Source organism: Pseudomonas sp. 86_A, assembly GCF_017491705.1.
Lineage (GTDB): Bacteria > Pseudomonadota > Gammaproteobacteria > Pseudomonadales > Pseudomonadaceae > Aquipseudomonas > Aquipseudomonas koreensis.
In genome coordinates, this window is the sequence record NZ_JAFGYS010000005.1 from 160,501 (window position 1) to 179,915 (window position 19,415).

Genomic DNA, 19,415 nt, shown 5'->3' on the forward strand with positions numbered 1-19,415 from the left:
CTCCGGACAAGCTGGAAGTGGAATTACAGGAAGCGCCGTAGCATACATGACCGCGCTTGGCCTAGGGAAACCCTGATTACAGCAGTTTGGCCGGTAAAAAACGTGGCGAGGGCCGTTGGTCGCGGCGTGCAGCCGGTTTGTGCAGCGAAGCTAAGCTCTAATTGGGGAGTGAGTCTTATCTTCAATGAGGTGAGGGATGGTGGAGCAACGGCAAAAAAACGTGACGAAACCCGAGTTGTACGAACGGTTGATGGATCGTCTGGGCATGGCTCTGGACGCTGCAAAAACCGCTGGCCGGCTGCGCGATGAGCGCCCCCTGGAACTGGAATTGCGTGGCTTGAGCCCCGCCGAGTTCAAACTGGTCAAGGCCTATCTGGATCGCAGTGAGCGTGAAACGCATGGATACCTGTCGCAGGCAGTGAAACAGCTCGATGCAACACATTCAGCCAAGGTCATCTGGCTCAAGGACAAGGCGCCCGGCAGAGACACCGTCAAGGTTCGTTCTGTGCAGGCCAAGTAAGCGCATGGCAGGTCAAAAAACGGATCTTTTTCACAGGGATCCTACCTATCGGTTGTAACGCTTTATTAACGCTCTTAGGCTTCGGGCATCTCTGGAGATGCCCCGATGCCTTTTCGTTACTTCATCAAACAACTTCTATTGCCGCCCGGCATTCTTTTGCTTCTGTTGCTGGTCGCCTGGTGGCTGCGCCGCTCCCGGCCGCGGCTGGCCGGCCTGTGCTTTGCCCTCGGTTTGGGTGGGTTCTGGCTGATGAGCCTGCCGGTGGTCGTGCAATGGGGCGCCAAAGCGCTTGAGCGCGAACCGCCGCTGCCCCGTGATGCGTGGACGGCGCTGGCGCAACGGGCCGATGCCATCGTGGTGCTGGGCTCGGGTCGTGAGCGCGGTGATCTGGCCTGGGGCGAGGATCAGCCGACCGGTGTGGGGCTGGAGCGTCAGCGCTATGCCGCGCGGCTGGCCAAGGCCTCGGGGTTGCCGATCCTCACCAGTGGCGGCTTGCATTACGGCACGCCGCCGACCGAGGCGAAGCTGATGGCCGATTCGCTGCGCGATGATTTCGGTGTGACCACGCGTTGGCAGGAAGGCGAAAGCCGCACCACGTGGGAGAACGCCAAGTTCAGCGCCGACATCTTGTTGCCTCAAGGCGTCAAGCGCGTAGTGGTGGTCACGCAGGCCTGGCACATGCCCCGAGCGGTGTGGTGTTTCGAGCAGGCAGGATTCGAAGTGGTGCCGGCGCCCGTAGGGTTTCTCGGGACCGATAATGCGCGCCCGTTTGGTGGCTGGCTGCCGGAGTTCAAGTCGATCTGGCAGAGCGGGCAACTGTTGAATGAGGCGGTGGGGCAGGTGGGGTATTCGTTGTTCTACCGCTGAAAATCAAAAGATCGCAGCCTGCGGCGGCTCCTACATGGGGATTTGTGTTTTCCCTGTAGGAGTTGCCGCAGGCTGCGATCTTTGCTTTTAAAGGGTTTTCGACATCCGGCTCGCCATCAGCGCCCAGCCAAACAGCAACACGCATACGATGATCAGCGGCCACGAGCGCCATTGCAGATACGGCGTCAGGTTGTGCATCGGCACCACTTCGCCATACAGGATGCCCTGCTCGAACTGCGGGATCTGCTCGGTGATCTGCCCGTACGGGTTGATCAATCCGGTCACGCCGTTGTTGGTGGCGCGGATCATCCAGCGCCCGGCTTCAAGTGCGCGCATCTGCGCCATCTGCAAGTGTTGCAGCGGTCCGATCGAGGTGCCGAACCACGTGTCGTTGCTGATCGTCAGCAACAGATCACTGCGCGCCGACAGGCCGGCAGCGAATTCCGGGTACACCACTTCGTAGCAGATGAACGGCGCAATCTGATAACCCTTGGCCTGCAGCAACGGTTGATCCGCCGGGCCGCGAGCGAAGTCGGACATCGGCAAGTCAAAGAACGCGATCAAGCCACGCAGCAGATCCTGCAACGGCACGTATTCACCGAACGGCACCAGTTTCTGCTTGAGGTAGGTGCCATCGCCTTCGCCGACGACGGTGATGCCATTGAAGAAGCGTCTTTCGTGGCGGACCATTTCGCGAATCGGCACACCGGTGATCAGCGCCGATTTACGCTCGGCGGCGAAGTTGCCCATCATGTTCAGGTAGCCCTCGGCGGACTCCTTGAGCACCGGCACCGCAGTTTCCGGCCAGATCAGCAGGTCCACCCGCTTGGAGCGGAAGCTCAGGTCGCGGTACAGCGCCAGTTGCGCGTTGAGCTGCGCCGGGTCCCACTTCATGCTTTGTTCGACGTTGCCCTGAATCGCGGCAACGCTCAGCGCGGGGCCGGATGGGCTGGTCCAGGCGTGACCCTTGAGGGCAATGCCGGCGACCCACGGTCCGACCAGCAACAGCAGGCCGGCGGCGATAAAACCTTTGCGGCCGGTCTGCAGCAGGCGCGGTGCGTTGTAGATCAGTGCCGCCGTCAACGCGAGAACGAAAGACACCAGCCACATGCCGCCGACCGGTGCGAGCCCGGACAACGGGCCGTCGAGTTGGCTGTACCCGGAGTAGAGCCACGGGAACCCGGTGAGGAACCACCCGCGAAAGGCCTCCTGACCGACCCACAACGCGGCAAAGGCCAGCGCGTCGGCCAGCGGAGCTTCGTTGCGGCGCAACCAGCGCGCCCAGACCCACGCGGGCAGGGCGAAGAAAAACGCGATCGCTGCGGTAAACAGCAGCATCAGGAACCCGGCCAGCAGCACCGAGGCGCCGCCGAAATGGTGGATGCTGTAATAGATCCAGCTGGTGCCGGCGCCGAACAGGCCGAAACCGAAGCACCAGCCACGTCCCAGCGCCTGACGCGGTTTTAGCTCACGCAGGCCGGCGTAGAACAGACCGACCGCCAGCAAGGCCAGCGGCCAGATGTTGAACGGGGCCAGCGCGAAGGTAGTGATTGCACCGGCCGCCACGGCCAGCAGGTTACCGGGCCAGCCGGGGCGGGTTGTCCAGCGCATTTCTATCCTTAATGATTACCGAGCGATTGGCGTGAGTCGCAGCAAATGAATCCGACGGCTGTCGGCGTTCAGGATGCGGAAACGATAGGCGCCGATTTCAGTGATTTCGTTACGTTTTGGCAAGTGCCCGAACGCGCTCATCACCAGACCGCCGACGGTGTCGAACTCGTCGTCGGAGAACTCGCTGTCGAAGAACTCGTTGAAGTTCTCGATCGGCGTCAGTGCCTTGATCAGGAAGTCACCGCTGGGCAGCGGCTTGATGTAGCTGTCTTCTTCGACGTCGTGCTCGTCTTCGATGTCGCCGACGATCTGCTCCAGCACGTCTTCAATCGTCACCAGACCGGCCACGCCGCCGTATTCGTCGATGACGATGGCCATGTGGTTGTGGTTGGCGCGGAACTCACGCAGCAACACGTTCAGTCGCTTGGACTCCGGCACGAACGTGGCCGGGCGCAGCAGATCCTTGATGTTGAAGCTGTCGCCGTTCTCCTTGAGGATCAGTGGCAGCAGGTCCTTGGCCAGCAGGACGCCCATCACGTCGTCGTGGCTTTCGCCAATGACCGGGTAGCGCGAGTGGGCCGAATCGACCACGGCCGGGAGGAATTCGCGAGGTGTCTGGTTCGCCTTGATGCTGACCATTTGCGAGCGCGGGACCATGATGTCGCGTACTTGCAGGTCAGCCACTTGAATGGCGCCTTCGACGATGGCCAGCGCTTCGCTGTCCAGCAGTTTGTTCTGATGTGCATCACGCAGCAGCTCAAGCAGCTCCTGACGGTTCTTCGGCTCGTGGGCAAAAGCCTGGGTCAGTTTACCCAGCCATGACTTCTGCCCGTTGCTCGATCGATCTTCGCTCATAGCGATTACTCTGAATCCTTTGTTGTAACGATAGGGGATGTTTCGGTTTCGTCGTCCGCGTACGGATCGGGATAGCCCAATTCGGCAAGCAACTCGCGTTCCAGTGCTTCCATTTCTTCGGCTTCGTCGTCATCTATATGGTCGTAACCGAGTAGATGCAAGCAGCCGTGAATGACCAGATGTGCCCAGTGTGCTTTAAGTTCCTTGCCTTGCTCGACGGCTTCGCGCTCGACCACGGCGACGCAGATCACCAGATCGCCGAGCAGCGGGATGTCGAGAAACTCGTCGGGCACTTCGGCCGGGAACGACAGGACGTTGGTCGCGTAATCCTTGTGGCGCCAGGTGTGATTCAGCTCACGACCTTCTTCCTCGTCAACCAGACGAATGGTCATTTCCGAATCGGCGGTGCGCTGGCGCAGGGCCAGTTCGCACCATTGATGGAACTCGGCTTCGCTCGGTGCGTTCGCTTCAGTGGCGATTTGCAGGTCCAGCTCAAGCATCGCGCGAGTTTTCCTTGGGGGCATCGGCGCGGCTTTCGAAGCGCTCGTAGGCTTCGACAATCCGCTGCACCAATGGGTGGCGCACGACGTCTTTGGGCTGGAAGTGGGTGAAGCTGATGCCCGGAACGTCCTTGAGGACTTCGATCACATGATGCAGGCCGGACTTGGTGCCGCGCGGCAGGTCGACCTGGGTGATGTCGCCGGTGATGACCGCGGTGGAGCCGAAGCCGATCCGGGTCAGGAACATCTTCATTTGTTCGACGGTGGTGTTCTGGCTTTCGTCGAGAATGATGAAGCTGTTGTTCAGCGTACGCCCGCGCATGTAGGCCAGTGGCGCGACTTCGATCACCTGGCGCTCGATCAGCTTGGCCACGTATTCGAAGCCGAGCATCTCGTAGAGTGCGTCGTAGAGCGGGCGCAGGTACGGGTCGATCTTCTGGGCAAGGTCGCCGGGCAGGAAGCCGAGTTTTTCACCCGCTTCGACCGCCGGACGCACCAGCAGGATGCGACGGATCTGCTCGCGCTCCAGGGCATCGACGGCACACGCCACGGCCAGATAGGTCTTGCCGGTACCGGCCGGACCAATGCCGAAGTTGATGTCGTTGCCGAGGATTTCCTTCACGTAGCGCAGCTGATTCAGGCCGCGTGGGCGAATCATGCCTTTCTTGGTGCGCAGGGCGACGGACGCTTCGGCGGGGGCGTGATTGTCCAGCTCGACCACGGCCGATTCCTGGAGGAACAGGTGCACCAGATCCGGCGACAGCTCGGTACCCTTGGTTTCCCGGTACAGCCGGCGCAGCAGGTTTTCCGCAGACGTGGTGTGCTTGGGATCGCCGATCAGTTCGAACTGGTTTCCGCGGTTGCGGATCTCGATGGCGAGGCGCTGTTCGATCAAGCGCAGATGCTCGTCGAATTGCCCGCACAGATTGGCGAAGCGGCGAGCCTCAAAGGGCTCGAGGATAAAACGATGTGGTTCTATGGGTGCGTTCAAGGTCGTATTTAGCCGCCCTGGGGCAATTAAGATGAAATCAAGGATAACGCCAGTGGCGTGGGTGCGAAAGCTCTTAAAACAGTCTCACTGGATAACTGTGGCGAGGGAGCTTGCTCCCGCTGGAGTGCGAAGCGCTCCCAAATCCTCCAGCCTCGATCATTCAGGATGATCGGGGTGTCTGGTTTGCGGCTGCTTCGCAACCGAGCGGGAGCAAGCTCCCTCGCCACAAAATATCTGCGACTGGCGTTACTGAATTAAAGAGCCACGCAGCGAATGCGGTTGCGCCGCGTCGATGTGCACGTCGGCAAACTGGCCGATCAGGGTCGGATTATCGCAGCGGAAGTTGACGATACGATTATTCTCGGTACGCCCTTGCAGCTCGCCCGGGTCTTTCTTCGAGTAGTCGGTGACCAGAATACGCTGGATCGAACCGACCATTTGTCGGCTGATCTCGAACCCTTGTTGATTCAGACGGTGTTGCAAGGCGTTCAGGCGTTCTTTTTTCAGCTCTTCCGGGGTGTCGTCGGCCAGATCGGCCGCCGGGGTGCCCGGGCGCTGGCTATAGACGAACGAATAGGAGAAGTCGAAGCCGACATCGGCAATCAGTTTCATCGTCTGTTCGAAGTCTTTCTCGGTCTCGCCCGGGAAGCCGACGATGAAGTCCGAGCTGATGCAGATGCCCGGCACGGCGGCGCGCAGTTTGCGCAGCTTGGACTTGTACTCCAGCGCCGTGTGGTTGCGCTTCATCGCCGCGAGAATTCGATCGGAACCCGACTGCACCGGCAAGTGCAGGTGTTTCACCAGCTCCGGCACTTCGGCGTGGGCCTGGATCAGGCTGTCGGAGAACTCCAGCGGGTGCGAGGTGGTGTAGCGGATGCGATCGATGCCGTCGACGGCGGCCACCACGCGAATCAGCTCCGCCAGATCGGCCAGGCGACCGTCGTGGGTGGTGCCGCGATAGCCGTTGACGTTCTGCCCCAGCAGGGTCACTTCACGCACGCCGTTTTCGGCGAGGTGGATGATTTCGGCGATCACGTCGTCGAACGGCCGGCTGACTTCTTCGCCACGGGTGTAAGGCACCACGCAGAACGTGCAGTACTTGCTGCAGCCTTCCATCACCGACACGTAGGCGCTCGGGCCATCGATGCGCGGCTCGGGCAGGTGGTCGAATTTTTCGATTTCCGGGAACGAGACGTCGACTTGCGGCAGCTTGCTGCTGCGGGCGGCGTCGATCATTTCCGGCAGGCGGTGCAGGGTTTGCGGGCCGAACACTACATCGACGTACGGTGCGCGATCACGGATCGCCGCGCCTTCCTGGCTGGCCACGCAACCGCCGACGGCGATCACCATGTCCGGGTTGGCCAGCTTCAGTTCGCGCCAGCGGCCGAGCTGCGAGTACACCCGGTCCTGGGCGCGTTCGCGGATCGAGCAGGTGTTGAGCAGAATCACGTCGGCGTCTTCCGCGCGCGCGGTGACTTCCAGGGCCTGATGTTCGCCCAGCAGATCGACCATGCGCGAGCTGTCGTACTCGTTCATCTGGCAACCGTGGGTTTCGATGTAAAGCTTCTTGGCCATGGAGTAGGGTCGTCACGTGATTCAAAGAACCGCGCATTATAGGGAACAAGCCCTCAGGTTCCTACCGCTGCGCGTCCGGTGGCTATGCTATAGTTTGCGCCCTCATTTTTATCCCCGATGTTATCCCCCCGCCATGACCAAACGCGAAGCTCCAATCTATAAGGTGATTTTCCTCAACCAGGGCCAGGTGTTCGAAATGTACGCCAAGCAGATCTATCAAAGTGATCTGTGGGGTTTTCTGGAAGTGGAAGAGTTCGTCTTTGGCGAGCGCACGCAAGTGGTCGTCGATCCGAGTGAAGAGAAGCTCAAGGCGCAGTTCGAAGGCGTGGTGCGCAGCTTTGTGCCGATGCATTCGATCGTGCGCATCGACGAAGTGGAACGTCTGGGCACCCCGAAAATCAGCGAAGCCCGTGGCGCGGTTGGCAATGTGATGCCGTTTCCGATGCCGATGCCTGAGAAGTAAAACTGGTTGAGTGAGGGGCTCTTGTGGCGAGGGGATTTATCCCCGATGGGCTGCGAAGCGGCCCCTCACCTGCAACTTTGATATTCCTGAATTACCGCGCTGAATGGATTTGCGACTGCTGCGCAGCCGATCGGGGATAAATCCCCTCGCCACAATGAGTAATCATCACAGAACTCATTCTGCTGACGTTCAGGGAAGCGGCGAAAATGGCGTACGCCCATCGGCGCTCTGCAGTTCCATCAGGTATTTACGGAAAATTTGCCCGAGCACCTGGGTTGCGGTTTCGAGGTCTTCGCGGGACATTTTTTCGGAGACTTCGTCGGCGGTGTCCAAGGCGTCTTCGGCGCCATTGACCGCAGCCATCTTCAGCACGATGTACGCCTGAATGTTGTTGGCCTGCACGCCTTCGCCGTGGAAGAACATGGTGCCGAGCTTGAACTGCGCCTGAGCGTGGCCTTGCAACGAGGCCTTTTCGAAGTAGCTCAGGGCTTGATTGAGGTCGCGTGGCGCATTCTTGCCGTCGTAGTAGAACTCACCCAACTCGTATTGCGCTTGCGCATCCCCTTCGTCCGCCGCTTTCTGGCAGGCAGTCAGCGCCTGCGTGACGTCTTGCGGCTGAGTATTGAGGGTGCAACGACCCATCGCCGGGATCAACAACGAGTTGCCGCCTGCTTGTGCATGCGCGAGCAGGGGCTGAAGGAGCAACAGGCAGCCCAAGGCAAGGGTGCGGCCGGTGCGGTTCATGGGAATCGACTTACCTCTGAAGGGCACGCGGACCCATCGAGGGATCCAATAAGCGCGCATTATGAAATAAGCAGGGCCAACCTTACAAAGTCTTTACTCGTTTTTCTGCTGCGCGGGGAATATATCGCCCACTTTCTGGCGGATTTGTAGCAGCGACGTGGGAAAAATGGCGTGGGTGTAGGTGAAAGCTGACGCTGGCAATGGCCAACGTCAGCGGTACGGGCATTACTTCAGTGCAGCGAAGGCGCGCTCGGCAGCGTCCAGGGTGATTTTCAGCTCGGCGTCGCCGTGGGCGATCGAGGTGAAACCGGCTTCGAATGCGCTTGGCGCCAGGTACACGCCGCCTTCCAGCATCAGGTGGAAGAAGCGACCGAACAGTGCCGCGTCGCTGGCCATTACGTCTTCAAAGGTGACGATGTCGTCGGCGCCGCTGAAGTACAGACCGAACATGCCACCCGCCTGCGTGGTCACGAACGGGATGCCCGCCGCATCGGCGCGTTGTTGCAGGCCGTCGAGCAGGCGCGTGGTGTAGTCGGTCAGTTCAGCGTGGAAACCCGGACGGCTGATCAGGCGCAGGGTGGTCAAGCCGGCGGCCATCGCCAGTGGGTTACCCGACAGGGTGCCGGCCTGATACACCGGACCCAGCGGCGCGATGCGCTGCATGATTTCACGCTTGCCGCCGAAGCAGCCGACCGGCATGCCGCCGCCGATGATCTTGCCGAAGGTGGTCAGGTCCGGAGTCACACCGTAGTAGGCCTGGGCACCGCCGAGGGCGACGCGGAAGCCGGTCATCACTTCGTCGAAAATCAGCACCACACCATGCTTGTCGCACAGCGAACGCAGGCCTTCGAGGAAACCCGGCGCTGGCGGCACGCAGTTCATGTTGCCGGCCACCGGCTCAACGATGATGCACGCCACGTCCTGGCCAACTTCGGCGAGCATCTGCTCAACCGCGTCGATGTCGTTGAACGGCAGGGTCAGGGTGTGTTTGGCGAATGCCGCCGGCACACCAGCCGAGCTCGGCACGCCTTGGGTCAGTGCACCGGAGCCGGCCTTGACCAGCAGGCTGTCGGAGTGACCGTGGTAGCAGCCTTCGAATTTGATGATGCTGTCGCGACCGGTGTAACCACGGGCCAGGCGGATCGCGCTCATGGTCGCTTCGGTGCCGGAGCTGACCATGCGCACCATGTCCATCGACGGCACCAGCGAGCAGACCAGATCGGCCATCTCGGTTTCCATCGCGGTCGGCGCGCCGTAGGACAGGCCGTGTTGCAGTTGATTGCGCACCGCGTCGAGCACTTCCGGGTGGCTGTGGCCGAGGATCATCGGACCCCACGAGCCCACGTAATCGACATAACGCTTGTCGTCTTCGTCAGTGACGTAGGCGCCTTCGGCGTGCTTGAAGAACAGCGGCGTGCCGCCCACGCTCTTGAACGCGCGAACCGGCGAGTTCACGCCTCCTGGAATGTGTTTCTGGGCATTGGCAAACAGCGTTTCGGAACGAGACATGATCGGGCTCTCAAATCAGATTTTCAGTAATTCATTAAACGCGCGGGCGCGGCGGGTCACTTCGGCGGTGCTCTGGGCACCGAACAAACCGTGGACCACGGCCAGCAGGTCGACGCCATGGGCCACCAGCGGCGCGGCGTTGTCGAGGGTGATGCCGCCAATCGCGCAGATCGGCAGGTGCAGCGTGCGTTTGGCCTCGTCGAGCAGATCGAGGCTGCAGCTTGGCGCGCCGGGTTTGATGTTGGAATTGAAGAAGCGGCCGAAGGCGACATAGCTCGCGCCTTCTTTGGCCGCTTGTTCAGCCAGTTCGAGTTGCGCGTGGCAGGTCGAACCGATGATCGCCTTGGAACCGAGCAGGGCGCGGGTCGGTGACAGCGGGCCGTCGGTCTGGCCCAGGTGCACGCCGACGTTCAGACGCCCGGCCAGCTCAGCATCATCGTTGATGATCAACTGGGTCTTGTAGCGCTCGCAAAGGTCGCGCAGTGCTTCGGCCTCGCGCAGGCGGCGGGCCTCGTCGCTGCTTTTGTCGCGGTATTGCAGCAGGGTGACGCCGCCTTCCAGCGCCGCCTCCACGTACGACAGAAACTTGCCCGCCAGCAATTGGCTGTCGGTGATGGCATACAGGCCACGTAGTTTCATCAGGCAGACCTCACGACGTTACGAGCAAAAATCCAGTGGCAGGCGACGCGGGACGAACTGGCCTTTGCCCAGTTGTTCGGCATCGCGCAGGGTACGCCAGGTGTAATCCAGTGCCGTGCGTACGGCGCTGGCGAGGTTTTCACCTTGGGCCAGACGACCGGCGAGGGCACTGGCCAAGGTGCAGCCGGAACCGTGATAGCTGCCTGGCAAACGCTGGCAATAGAAGGTTTCACGCAGGCCGTCACGGCTGTACAGGCGATTGTGGATTTCAGTTTCGTCGCCATGACCGCCGGTGATCAGCAGGTTTTTGACGAACGGCAGGAGTTTTTCAGCGCACTCGTCTGCGGTGCCTTCCGGCAGTTCGGCGAGGATCCGCGCCTCGGGCAGGTTGGGCGTGGCAATGATCGAGAGCGGCAGCAGACGCTCGCGCATCGCATAGCCGACTTCGTCCTTGCCCAGGCGTCCGCCGCCACCGGCACGCAGCACCGGGTCGCAGACCACCGGCAGGTGCGGGTGCGCCGAAAGCAGTTCGACCACAGTGTCGACCATTTCCAGCGAACCGAGCATGCCCAGTTTGACCGCAGCGACTTCGGAGTCGTTGAGCACGGCATTGGCCTGGGCCAGTACCCACTCACGGTCGAGGACGCGGAAGTCAGTGACGTTGACGGTGTCTTGCACGGTCAGGGCGGTGACGGCCGGAGCCGCATGGCAACCCTGCGCGAGCAGGGCTTCGATATCTGCCTGCAAGCCGGCGCCACCACTGGGGTCGTGGCCGGAGAGACAGAGGACAACGGGGCGGGAGCTGTAGATATTCATGGTGCGCGAGCTTACCACCAAACCTGATTTTCTGGTTCAGTCCTGACGGTGTTTGCGAGCAGATTGTCGGACAACACTGCAGCTACCATTGTGGCGAGGGAGCTTGCTCCCGCTGGGTTGCGAAGCAGCCCCCTGCATTTATCCAGGCACAGCGCATTTACAGGTTTTACGACTGCTGCGCAGCCGAGCGGGAGCAAGCTCCCTCGCCACAAAAGCGGATCTCAATGATTGAGTTGACCAACTCAACAGCTCTAGTCCGCTGCTTTGCTCTGAAACGCCCGTTCTAGAGCCTTTGTAGGAAAAATTTCGATGGTGCTCAATGGCCATCAACGGCTATGCTAGTCTGGATCCAAACCAATAACAGGTAATACCGGTTTTACGTCTACTCAAAGGGAATGGGGGGCTTCCTGACACAACCGGACGAGCCACGCTGGGGCTTCAATGCGCTATTTGCTGATGTTGCTGTTCTGCTTGCCCCTCCTCGCAAGCGCCGTCGAGTTCGACGAAAATACCCAGAGCCTTCCCCTGGGTCGCTCCCTGCAAGTGTTCGAAGACCCGAGTGGTCAGGCGAGCATCGCCGACGTCCGCGCCCAAGCGGCGGCGGGCAATTTCAAACCCCACGATAAAGCCACGCTCAATGCCGGTTACTCGCGCTCGGCGTTCTGGCTGAAGATCGACCTGCATTACCGTCCAAACAATCCGGCCGCGCAGCGCACCTGGCTGCTGGAGCTGGCGTACCCGCCGCTCGATCATCTTGATCTGTATAGGGCGGATGCCAACGGCGACTATCGCCTGATTCGGCAGACCGGTGACGCCTTGCCGTTTGCCAGTCGCGAAATCCGTCAGAACAACTACCTGTTCGACCTGAGCTTCACCCCCGACCAGCAGCAGACCCTGTACCTGCGGCTGGCCAGCGAAGGCTCGATCCAGGCGCCGGTGACGTTGTGGTCGAGCACCGCGTACCTCGAAGACCAGCCGGTGCGCCTGTATGTGCTGGGGATCATTTATGGCGTGCTGCTGGGGATGCTGGTCTACAACCTGTTCATCTACCTGAGCGTGCGCGACACCAGCTACCTCTATTACATCTTCTACATCGCTTCGTTCGGCCTCTATCAACTGTCGGTAAACGGCGCGGCGGTGCAGTATTTCTGGCCGGACAATCCGTGGTGGGCCAACGCCGCCACACCGTTTTTCATCGGTTGCGCCGGGCTGTTCGGCAGCCAGTTCGCCCGCAGTTTCCTGCAGACCAAAACCCACAGCCGCTGGCTCGACCGCTTGCTGATTGCGCTGATCGCGTTCGGCGCGCTGGTGGTGGGCTTGTCATTGATGACCAGTTACGCGTTGTCGCTGCGCCTGGCGACCGTGCTGGCGCTGACCTTCACTGTGGTGATCTTCGCCGCCGGGATCCTCGCCTGGTGGCGCGGCCTGCGGGTGGCGCGTTATTTCATCATTGCCTGGTCGGCGTTCTTGCTCGGCGGCATCGTCAATACGCTGATGGTGCTCGGTCTGCTGCCGAACGTGTTCCTGACCATGTACGCCAGCCAGATCGGTTCGGCGATTGAAGTGGCGCTGCTGTCGCTGGCGCTGGCCGACCGCATCAACGCGATGCGCGAGCAGCAGGCACAGACCCTGTTCGACGCCGGGCAGAAACTCGAAGTGCTCAACCAGCAACTGGCCCACAGCAACAAGCTCAAGGACGAATTCCTCGCGACCCTGACTCACGAATTGCGCACGCCGATGAATGGGGTGATCGGTTCGCTGGAGTTGATGCAGACCGTCGAGCTGGAACCTGAGCTGGAGCAATATCAGCAAACTGCCGCCGGTTCCGCCCGGGACATGATGCGCATGGTCAACGGCATCCTCACCCTCACCGAACTGCAGGCCGGCAAGCTCAAGGCGACGCCGGGCAGCTTCAGCCTGCGCGCGGTGGTCGAGGCCTTGCGCGTGCAGTTCGATGGCAACGCGGCGAGCAAGTCGCTGGACTTCAAGGTCGAGGTGCTGCCGACCCTGCCGGACCGTTTGCACGGCGACAGCGCCAAACTGGCGCAATGCCTGGAGTGCCTGCTGGACAACGCGATCAAGTTCACCCGGGTCGGCGGCCTGGCGCTGCGGGTAACCGGCAAACCGGCGGCGGACAATCGCTTGGCGCTGTCGTTTGCAGTGATCGACACCGGCATCGGTTTCACCGATCTGGGGGAGGCGACGATGTATCAGCGCTTCTTCCAGCTCGACGGCTCGATGACCCGCGAATACGGCGGGCTGGGCGTGGGGCTGGCGATCTGTCGGCAACTGGTCGAGCTGCTCGGCGGCAAGCTCACCCATCGCTCCGAACCCGGGCGCGGCAGCCGTTTTCAGCTGGATGTCGAATTCGAACTGCCGGCGGTCGAAGCCGCGCCGAGCCCAGCCCCGCTGCAGGAGCGCAGCCGCGCACCGCAGGACTGCACGGTGTTGCTGGTGGATGACAACAGCGTCAATCAACTGGTGATGCGCGGCATGCTGCTCAAGCTCGGTTTCCGTGTGCGCACGGCGGACAACGGCGCGGCGGCACTTGATTGCCTGCAACGGGAAACCGTTGACGCGGTGCTGATCGACTGCCAGTTGCCCAGCCATGAAGGCGCTTCGCTGTGCTGCCAGATCCACGCCTTGCCGGGCTGTGCCAATGTGCCGGTATTCATGCTGGCCCAGGGCGCGGATCGCGAACATTGTGCGCCCGGCACACGCATTGATTACCTGAACAAACCGGTGAAATTCGAAGACCTGCAAACGGCGCTGGAGCGTCGGGTGCTCAGCGCGTAACAGGGTGAAAGCGCCGGCAGTTCGGCGTATATGACACTTTGATCAGCCACGGGCCAGTGCTTAACTGAATCCCTTGGCTGACCAAAGGAGCCCCGTCATGAACCTGCATCAGTTCGCCGAAACCCACGAAGTCACCAACCAGCCACCGTCGCTGGACGGCGCCAACCTGTACCGCATCGACCTGCCGCTACAGGAGTGGTCGAGGCGTTTTGGCGCCGGTTGGGCCGAGTCGCGGATCGATGCCTACGGTGCGCTGGCGGGCGGGCCGCTGATGGCAGCGGGGTTCCTCGCCAATCAGAACAAACCGGTGTTCGTCAGCCATGACCGCTACGGCCATCGCATCGATCTGGTGGAGTTTCATCCGGCCTATCACGAGCTGATGCGCACCGCGATCGAACATGGCCTGACCTCTTCGCCCTGGACCCATCCGCAGCACGGCGCGCATGTCGCCCGCGCCTCGATGAGCTACCTGCACAGCCAGGCCGAGGCCGGCAGCGGTTGCCCGTTGACCATGACCTTCGCCAGCGTGCCGGCGTTGCGCTTGCAGCCGGATCTGGCCGAGCAGTGGCTGCCGAAAATCCTCGCCACCGAATATGACCCGCGCAACGTCGGCATGGCGCACAAGGCCGGCGTGACCATCGGCATGGCGATGACCGAGAAACAGGGCGGCACCGACGTGCGGGCCAACACCACCAAGGCGTATCCGGTGGGTGCCAGTGGTCCGGGCCAGGCGTATGAACTGGTCGGGCACAAGTGGTTCTGCTCGGCGCCGATGTGCGATGCGTTCCTGACGCTGGCACAGACCGACAAAGGCCTGACCTGCTTCCTGTTGCCGCGCCACCGTCCGGACGACACGCGCAATCAGTTCTACATCCAGCGCCTGAAAAACAAACTCGGCAACCAGTCCAACGCCTCCAGCGAAGTGGAATTCCGTGGCGCCCTGGCGTGGATGGTTGGCGAAGAAGGGCGTGGCGTGCCGACCATCATCGAGATGGTGGCGATGACCCGTTTCGATTGCATGGTCGGCTCCAGCGCATTGATGCGTCAGGCGCTGACCCAGGCCAGCCACCACTGCGCGCACCGCAAGGTCGGCGGCAAACTGCTCAGCGAGCAACCGTTGATGCAGAACGTGCTGGCCGATCTGGCCCTGGAAAGCGAAGCCGCGCTGGCCCTGAGCCTGCGCATGGGCCAGGCGCTGGATCATCTCGACGACCGCCACGAAGCACAATTCGCCCGGCTGGTGACAGCGGTGGGCAAATACTGGATCTGCAAGCGTGCGCCGGCGATGATCAACGAAGCCGCCGAATGCATGGGCGGTGCCGGGTACGTCGAGGAGAGCATCCTGCCGCGCTTGTATCGCGAGGCTCCGGTCAACTCGACATGGGAAGGCTCGGGCAACGTGCAGTGCCTCGACGTGTTGCGGGCACTGTCGAAGGAACCGGGCGTGCTCGATGTGCTGTTCAGCGAGTTGGGTGACGGCCATGGCGACAAGCGCCTGGCCGCGCATATCCAGCAGTTGCAGGCGCAGTTCAAGGACACCAGCGATATTCAATACCGGGCGCGGCAGTTGACCGAGGATATTGCGCTGGGGCTGCAGGCCAAGCTGTTGCTGGAGGCGGGGAATTCGGCGGTCAGTGATGCCTTTATTGCCAGCCGGCTGAGCGGCGGCGGTCGAGTCTACGGCGCGTTGCCGCGTGGCCTTGACGTCGAAGCCATCGTCGCCCGCTCGACTCCCCAGGGTTTCTGACCACACAAAATCACCTGTAGGAGCTGCCGAAGGCTGCGATCTGTTGATTTTATAAACAGCAAGATCAAAAGATCGCAGCCTTCGGCAGCTCCTACCGGGATCGTAGGTGACCCATCTATTGTGCGGTTGCCAACATGCCACTGTTCCCGTGAGACCACGATGCAGGCAAGATGAAGCTCTGCAAGTCAGAACACAGGAAGCTGATCGTGACCGAAGCGTTTATTGTCGTTCAAACCGCCGAACAAGCCGTGGACCGTCTGGCCGAGCTGCACGAGCGGGCCACCACTGCGCTGAACTCGGCGCTCAAGCGTTACCTCAAGGATCGCGTCGAGCCTGACGCCGAGCAGCGTGCTCTGTTTCGTTATCCCGAACTGCGTCTGACCTACCACTGTCAGGGCGAAGTCCCGCAGACCACCCGCGCCTACGCCAAGGTGCAGCTGCCGGGCACCTACAGCGTCACCGTCACCCACCCCAAGGCGTTTCGCAAATACCTGCTGGAACAACTGGTGCCGTTGATGCACGACTTCACCGTGACCGTGGAAGTCGGCGTCAGCCAGCAGAATATTCCGTACCCATACGTGGTCGAGCAGGGCGATGAACTGGCCGGCTCCGGCGTCACCGCTGCGGTGCTGGCGCGGGTGTTCCCGAGTACCGACCTGTCCGCCGCCACTGATGGCATCGCCGACGGTCTCTACGACTGGGAAAACACCGATCCGTTGCCGCTGGCGCTGTTCGACGCCGCGCGGGTCGATTTCTCCCTGCGCCGACTGGTGCACTACACCGGCAGCGACTGGCGCCATGTGCAGCCGTGGATCCTGCTGACCAACTATCACCGCTACGTCGACCAGTTCATCGTCCATGGCCTGGAACAACTGCGCAACGACCCGCGTTTCGTGCGCATGGTCCTGCCGGGCAACGTGATCATCGAGAAGGGCATGGACCACGGCGAAGCTTCGGCAATTGCCGCTGGCGTGGTCTGGCACCGCTACCAGATGCCGGCCTATCACCTGATCGCCAACGATGGCCATGGCGTGACCCTGGTCAACATCGGCGTCGGCCCGTCCAACGCCAAGAACATCACCGACCACCTGGCGGTGCTGCGTCCACATTGCTGGCTGATGATCGGCCACTGTGGCGGGCTGCGTCAGTCGCAGACCATCGGCGACTACGTGTTGGCCCACGCCTACATGCGTCGCGACGGGATTCTTGATCGCGTGGTGCCGCCAAACATTCCGATCCCGGCACTGGCCGAAGTGCAGCTGGCGCTGCAACAAGCGGCGGCCAACATCACCGGCGAGCAGGGCGAAGAGCTGAAAAAGCGCCTGCGCACCGGCACCGTGCTGACCTACGACGACCGCAACTGGGAGCTGCGCTGGGCCCAGGAACGTCCGCTGATCAACCTGTCCCGCGCCGTGGCCGTGGACATGGAAAGCGGCACCATCGCCGCCCAGGGTTATCGCCTGCGGGTGCCGTACGGCACGTTGCTGTGTGTCTCGGACAAACCGCTGCACAGTGAAATCAAGCTGCCGGGTTCGGCCAACGCGTTTTACGAGCGCGCGGTCAGCCAGCACTTGAAGATCGGCATCGAGGCGGTGGATCTGCTGCGCACCGAACTCAACTCGCTGCACTCGCGCAAACTGCGCAGCTTCGACGAGCCGCCGTTCCGTTAACGGTTAGTCGTGGTCATTTGGCGATCCGGGCACTAGCATTGTCAGCCCAGATCGCCAGATGTTGTTTTGCCCATGTCCCGTCCTCCGCGTCCCCCTTCACGCCGTCCCGGTGCGAAGCCATCCTCCTCAGCTCCACGCCGTGTCGCCAAGGCGCCGCCTGCCGAGCCGAAGCTGATCCTGTTCAACAAACCGTTCGATGTGCTGACGCAGTTCAGCGACGAAGGCGGGCGGGCGACGCTCAAGGATTTCATCGAGGTGCCCGGCATCTACCCCGCCGGACGCCTTGATCGCGACAGCGAAGGTTTGTTGCTGCTGACCAACGACGGGCAGTTGCAGGCGCGGATTGCCGACCCGAAACACAAATTGCCGAAGACGTACTGGGTGCAAGTCGAAGGCGAGCCGACGGCCGAGCAATTGCAGCGGCTGCGCGACGGTGTCGAACTGAATGACGGCATGACCCTGCCCGCCGAGGCGCGGCAACTGGATGAACCTGAACTGTGGCCACGCAACCCGCCGGTACGCTTTCGCAAAAGCGTGCCGACTTCATGGCTGGAGTTGGTCATTCGCGAAGGACGTAACCGTCAGGTACGACGCATGACCGCAGCGGTCGGCCTGCCGACGTTGCGTCTGGTGCGGGTGCGGATTGGTGACTGGACGATCGAAGGCCTCGATCAGGGCCAATGGAAAGAAGTGCCGGCGCGTCTATAGAGCGCCGGATTCGATCAGGCCGATCACCACGCTCTTGATGATGAACGCGGCCACGCCCAGGCCCAGCACGAAGAACAGAATGAACGAGCCGAAACGTCCGGCCTTGGACTTTTTCGCCAGATCCCAGACGATGAAACCCATGAAAATGATCAGGATGCTGACCAGGCCAGTCATCATCCACTCTTCGAATACTGCAGGATCCATTGGGACTCTCCGGCACGGGCGCGGCTAAAAGGGCGCGGCGAGTATACGCCAAGGTGTGCGGGGTGGCATTGATCTGGGTCTGATCCGAAGCCTTTGCCCTCTCCCTAGCCCTCTCCCGGAGGGAGAGGGGACTGACCGAGGCGTCTGGCGTCATACATCGACCCGAAAAATCGAGTCGATTATGGATTCACAGCAGCATTTTCAGGTCGGCGTACTCCGAGAGCATCTCTCGGTCGGCCCCCTCTCCCTCCGGGAGAGGGCTGGGCGGGCGGCGTTCCGATGAGGGGCTTTTGATCAGTTGCGCAGGTGGGTCAAGGGCAGTTCAGTGCTGTTGAGCACCTGATTCAGTACGAAGCTCGAACGCACGCTGGTCACGCCTTCAATCCGCGTCAGGTGTCCCAGCAGCAGTTTCTGATAGTGATCCATGTCCGGCACCACCACTTTCAACTGATAGTCGGCATCGACCCCGGTCACCAGGCTGCATTCCAGCACCTGCGGCAGGGTGCGGATCGCCGCTTCGAAGTTTTCGAAACGCTCCGGCGTGTGCCGGTCCATGCCGATCAGCACGTAGGCGGTCAGGCTCAGGCCGAGCATCTTGCGATCGAGCAACGCCACTTGGCGTGAGATGTAGCCGTCGTCCTCCAGTTGCTTGACCCGGCGCGAGCAGGGCGAGGGTGACAGACCGATGCGCTCGGCCAGTTCCTGGTTGGAGATGCGGGCGTCGCGCTGCAATTCAGCCAAAATACTCAGGTCGTAGCGGTCGAGTTTGCTCATGAATCAGTCCTTGGTTGTAACTATTGCGGCAGATTATCTATCCAGGGTTAAAAATTGCGCAAGTGATGTTTATTTGAGCAATCTTCGCAATCCTCTGCCGCCGCTCCCGGCCTATTCTTATCACCAGAATCACTGCTCGGTAACACAGTCCACTGCGGCCCGCCCAAACAGGCCCGCCGCGGCCGCCACCCCCACCGGGGATGTGCCGGCCCCCGAGCTGCACACTGTCCAGAAGACGGCGTGAGGTGAGCCGACGTCAAAAGCGTCGAGCCAGGACGAAGTTCTCTAGAAGGGAGGCCGACGGGTCTCCCTTTTTTCTTGCCTGCGATTTTTGTGCCTCGCAGCGCGGCGATCCTCAATAAATAAGTTTCGTGACTGATAACCTGTCGCAGAACCCGGTGTGTGTAATCCCGGTCTTAGTAGCAA

The 19,415-nt window shown here is 61.4% G+C and carries 18 protein-coding genes; 7 read left to right on the forward strand and 11 right to left on the reverse strand.

All coding sequences use genetic code 11. The features are described 5' to 3' along the window. Window positions 1-196 precede the first annotated feature (196 nt). Together J5M57_RS09660 and J5M57_RS09665 are read left to right on the forward strand one after the other, a co-directional pair. Window positions 197-520: a hypothetical protein gene (locus J5M57_RS09660; RefSeq protein WP_064589384.1), complete on the forward strand. Its 324-nt coding sequence runs from the start codon at window positions 197-199 to the stop codon at window positions 518-520. 105 nt (window positions 521-625) lie between these two features. Next, window positions 626-1,387 carry a YdcF family protein gene (locus J5M57_RS09665; protein WP_207849025.1) on the forward strand — a complete coding sequence of 254 codons (762 nt, stop codon included), beginning with the start codon at window positions 626-628 and terminating at the stop codon, window positions 1,385-1,387. A gap of 87 nt (window positions 1,388-1,474) precedes the next feature. Here the strand turns inward: J5M57_RS09665 and lnt are convergent, their stop codons facing one another. From lnt to miaB, 5 genes are all read right to left on the reverse strand, one after another. Then, window positions 1,475-2,998 (reverse strand): apolipoprotein N-acyltransferase, encoded by a 1,524-nt coding sequence (lnt, locus tag J5M57_RS09670; RefSeq protein ID WP_207849026.1) that lies wholly within the window; start codon window positions 2,996-2,998, stop codon window positions 1,475-1,477. 15 nt (window positions 2,999-3,013) lie between these two features. Next, window positions 3,014-3,853: an HlyC/CorC family transporter gene (locus J5M57_RS09675; RefSeq protein WP_064589378.1), complete on the reverse strand. Its 840-nt coding sequence runs from the start codon at window positions 3,851-3,853 to the stop codon at window positions 3,014-3,016. A 5-nt stretch (window positions 3,854-3,858) separates the two neighbouring features. After that, a complete protein-coding gene (ybeY, locus tag J5M57_RS09680; RefSeq protein WP_207849027.1) occupies window positions 3,859-4,353 on the reverse strand; it encodes an rRNA maturation RNase YbeY in 495 nt (164 codons plus the stop codon). Further along, the gene (locus J5M57_RS09685; protein WP_207849028.1) at window positions 4,346-5,344 is read right to left on the reverse strand and encodes a PhoH family protein; all 999 of its coding nucleotides are present in this window, start codon (window positions 5,342-5,344) and stop codon (window positions 4,346-4,348) included. Before J5M57_RS09685 ends, ybeY begins: the two co-directional genes overlap by 8 nt. A gap of 246 nt (window positions 5,345-5,590) precedes the next feature. Beyond that, window positions 5,591-6,919, reverse strand: a complete 1,329-nt coding sequence (gene miaB, locus J5M57_RS09690) for a tRNA (N6-isopentenyl adenosine(37)-C2)-methylthiotransferase MiaB (protein WP_064589373.1) — start codon at window positions 6,917-6,919, stop codon at window positions 5,591-5,593. A 133-nt stretch (window positions 6,920-7,052) separates the two neighbouring features. On the opposite strand from miaB, the gene J5M57_RS09695 reads away from it, so the two are divergent. Continuing rightward, the gene (locus J5M57_RS09695; RefSeq protein WP_003185742.1) at window positions 7,053-7,382 is read left to right on the forward strand and encodes a DUF1820 family protein; all 330 of its coding nucleotides are present in this window, start codon (window positions 7,053-7,055) and stop codon (window positions 7,380-7,382) included. A gap of 189 nt (window positions 7,383-7,571) precedes the next feature. On the opposite strand, the gene J5M57_RS09700 is transcribed toward J5M57_RS09695, so the two are convergent. The 4 genes from J5M57_RS09700 to J5M57_RS09715 all read right to left on the reverse strand — a co-directional run bounded on the left by J5M57_RS09700 (window position 7,572) and on the right by J5M57_RS09715 (window position 11,090). Next, entirely contained in the window at window positions 7,572-8,126 is a 555-nt protein-coding gene (locus J5M57_RS09700; protein WP_207849029.1) for a tetratricopeptide repeat protein, read from the reverse strand. Window positions 8,127-8,351: 225 nt separating this feature from the next. After that, window positions 8,352-9,635 (reverse strand): glutamate-1-semialdehyde 2,1-aminomutase, encoded by a 1,284-nt coding sequence (gene hemL, locus J5M57_RS09705; RefSeq protein ID WP_207849030.1) that lies wholly within the window; start codon window positions 9,633-9,635, stop codon window positions 8,352-8,354. Window positions 9,636-9,650: 15 nt separating this feature from the next. After that, window positions 9,651-10,274: a thiamine phosphate synthase gene (gene thiE / locus J5M57_RS09710; RefSeq protein WP_207849031.1), complete on the reverse strand. Its 624-nt coding sequence runs from the start codon at window positions 10,272-10,274 to the stop codon at window positions 9,651-9,653. A gap of 18 nt (window positions 10,275-10,292) precedes the next feature. Continuing rightward, a complete protein-coding gene (locus tag J5M57_RS09715; protein WP_007960553.1) occupies window positions 10,293-11,090 on the reverse strand; it encodes a hydroxymethylpyrimidine/phosphomethylpyrimidine kinase in 798 nt (265 codons plus the stop codon). Window positions 11,091-11,531: 441 nt separating this feature from the next. On the opposite strand from J5M57_RS09715, the gene J5M57_RS09720 reads away from it, so the two are divergent. The 4 genes from J5M57_RS09720 to J5M57_RS09735 all read left to right on the forward strand — a co-directional run bounded on the left by J5M57_RS09720 (window position 11,532) and on the right by J5M57_RS09735 (window position 18,011). Further along, entirely contained in the window at window positions 11,532-13,886 is a 2,355-nt protein-coding gene (locus J5M57_RS09720; RefSeq protein WP_083367828.1) for a hybrid sensor histidine kinase/response regulator, read from the forward strand. Window positions 13,887-13,983: 97 nt separating this feature from the next. Further along, window positions 13,984-15,633 (forward strand): acyl-CoA dehydrogenase family protein, encoded by a 1,650-nt coding sequence (locus J5M57_RS09725; RefSeq protein ID WP_207849032.1) that lies wholly within the window; start codon window positions 13,984-13,986, stop codon window positions 15,631-15,633. A gap of 170 nt (window positions 15,634-15,803) precedes the next feature. Further along, window positions 15,804-17,303 (forward strand): AMP nucleosidase, encoded by a 1,500-nt coding sequence (gene amn, locus J5M57_RS09730; RefSeq protein ID WP_162276295.1) that lies wholly within the window; start codon window positions 15,804-15,806, stop codon window positions 17,301-17,303. Window positions 17,304-17,375: 72 nt separating this feature from the next. After that, the gene (locus tag J5M57_RS09735) at window positions 17,376-18,011 is read left to right on the forward strand and encodes a pseudouridine synthase (RefSeq protein WP_064589363.1); all 636 of its coding nucleotides are present in this window, start codon (window positions 17,376-17,378) and stop codon (window positions 18,009-18,011) included. Here the strand turns inward: J5M57_RS09735 and J5M57_RS09740 are convergent. Then, window positions 18,006-18,215 (reverse strand): DUF2788 domain-containing protein, encoded by a 210-nt coding sequence (locus J5M57_RS09740; protein WP_003228500.1) that lies wholly within the window; start codon window positions 18,213-18,215, stop codon window positions 18,006-18,008. The two genes, J5M57_RS09735 and J5M57_RS09740, sit on opposite strands and share 6 nt — an antisense overlap. 294 nt (window positions 18,216-18,509) lie before the next feature. Beyond that, window positions 18,510-18,989, reverse strand: coding sequence for an Lrp/AsnC family transcriptional regulator (locus tag J5M57_RS09745; protein WP_008081091.1), 480 nt, complete (start codon window positions 18,987-18,989; stop codon window positions 18,510-18,512). Window positions 18,990-19,415 lie beyond the last annotated feature (426 nt).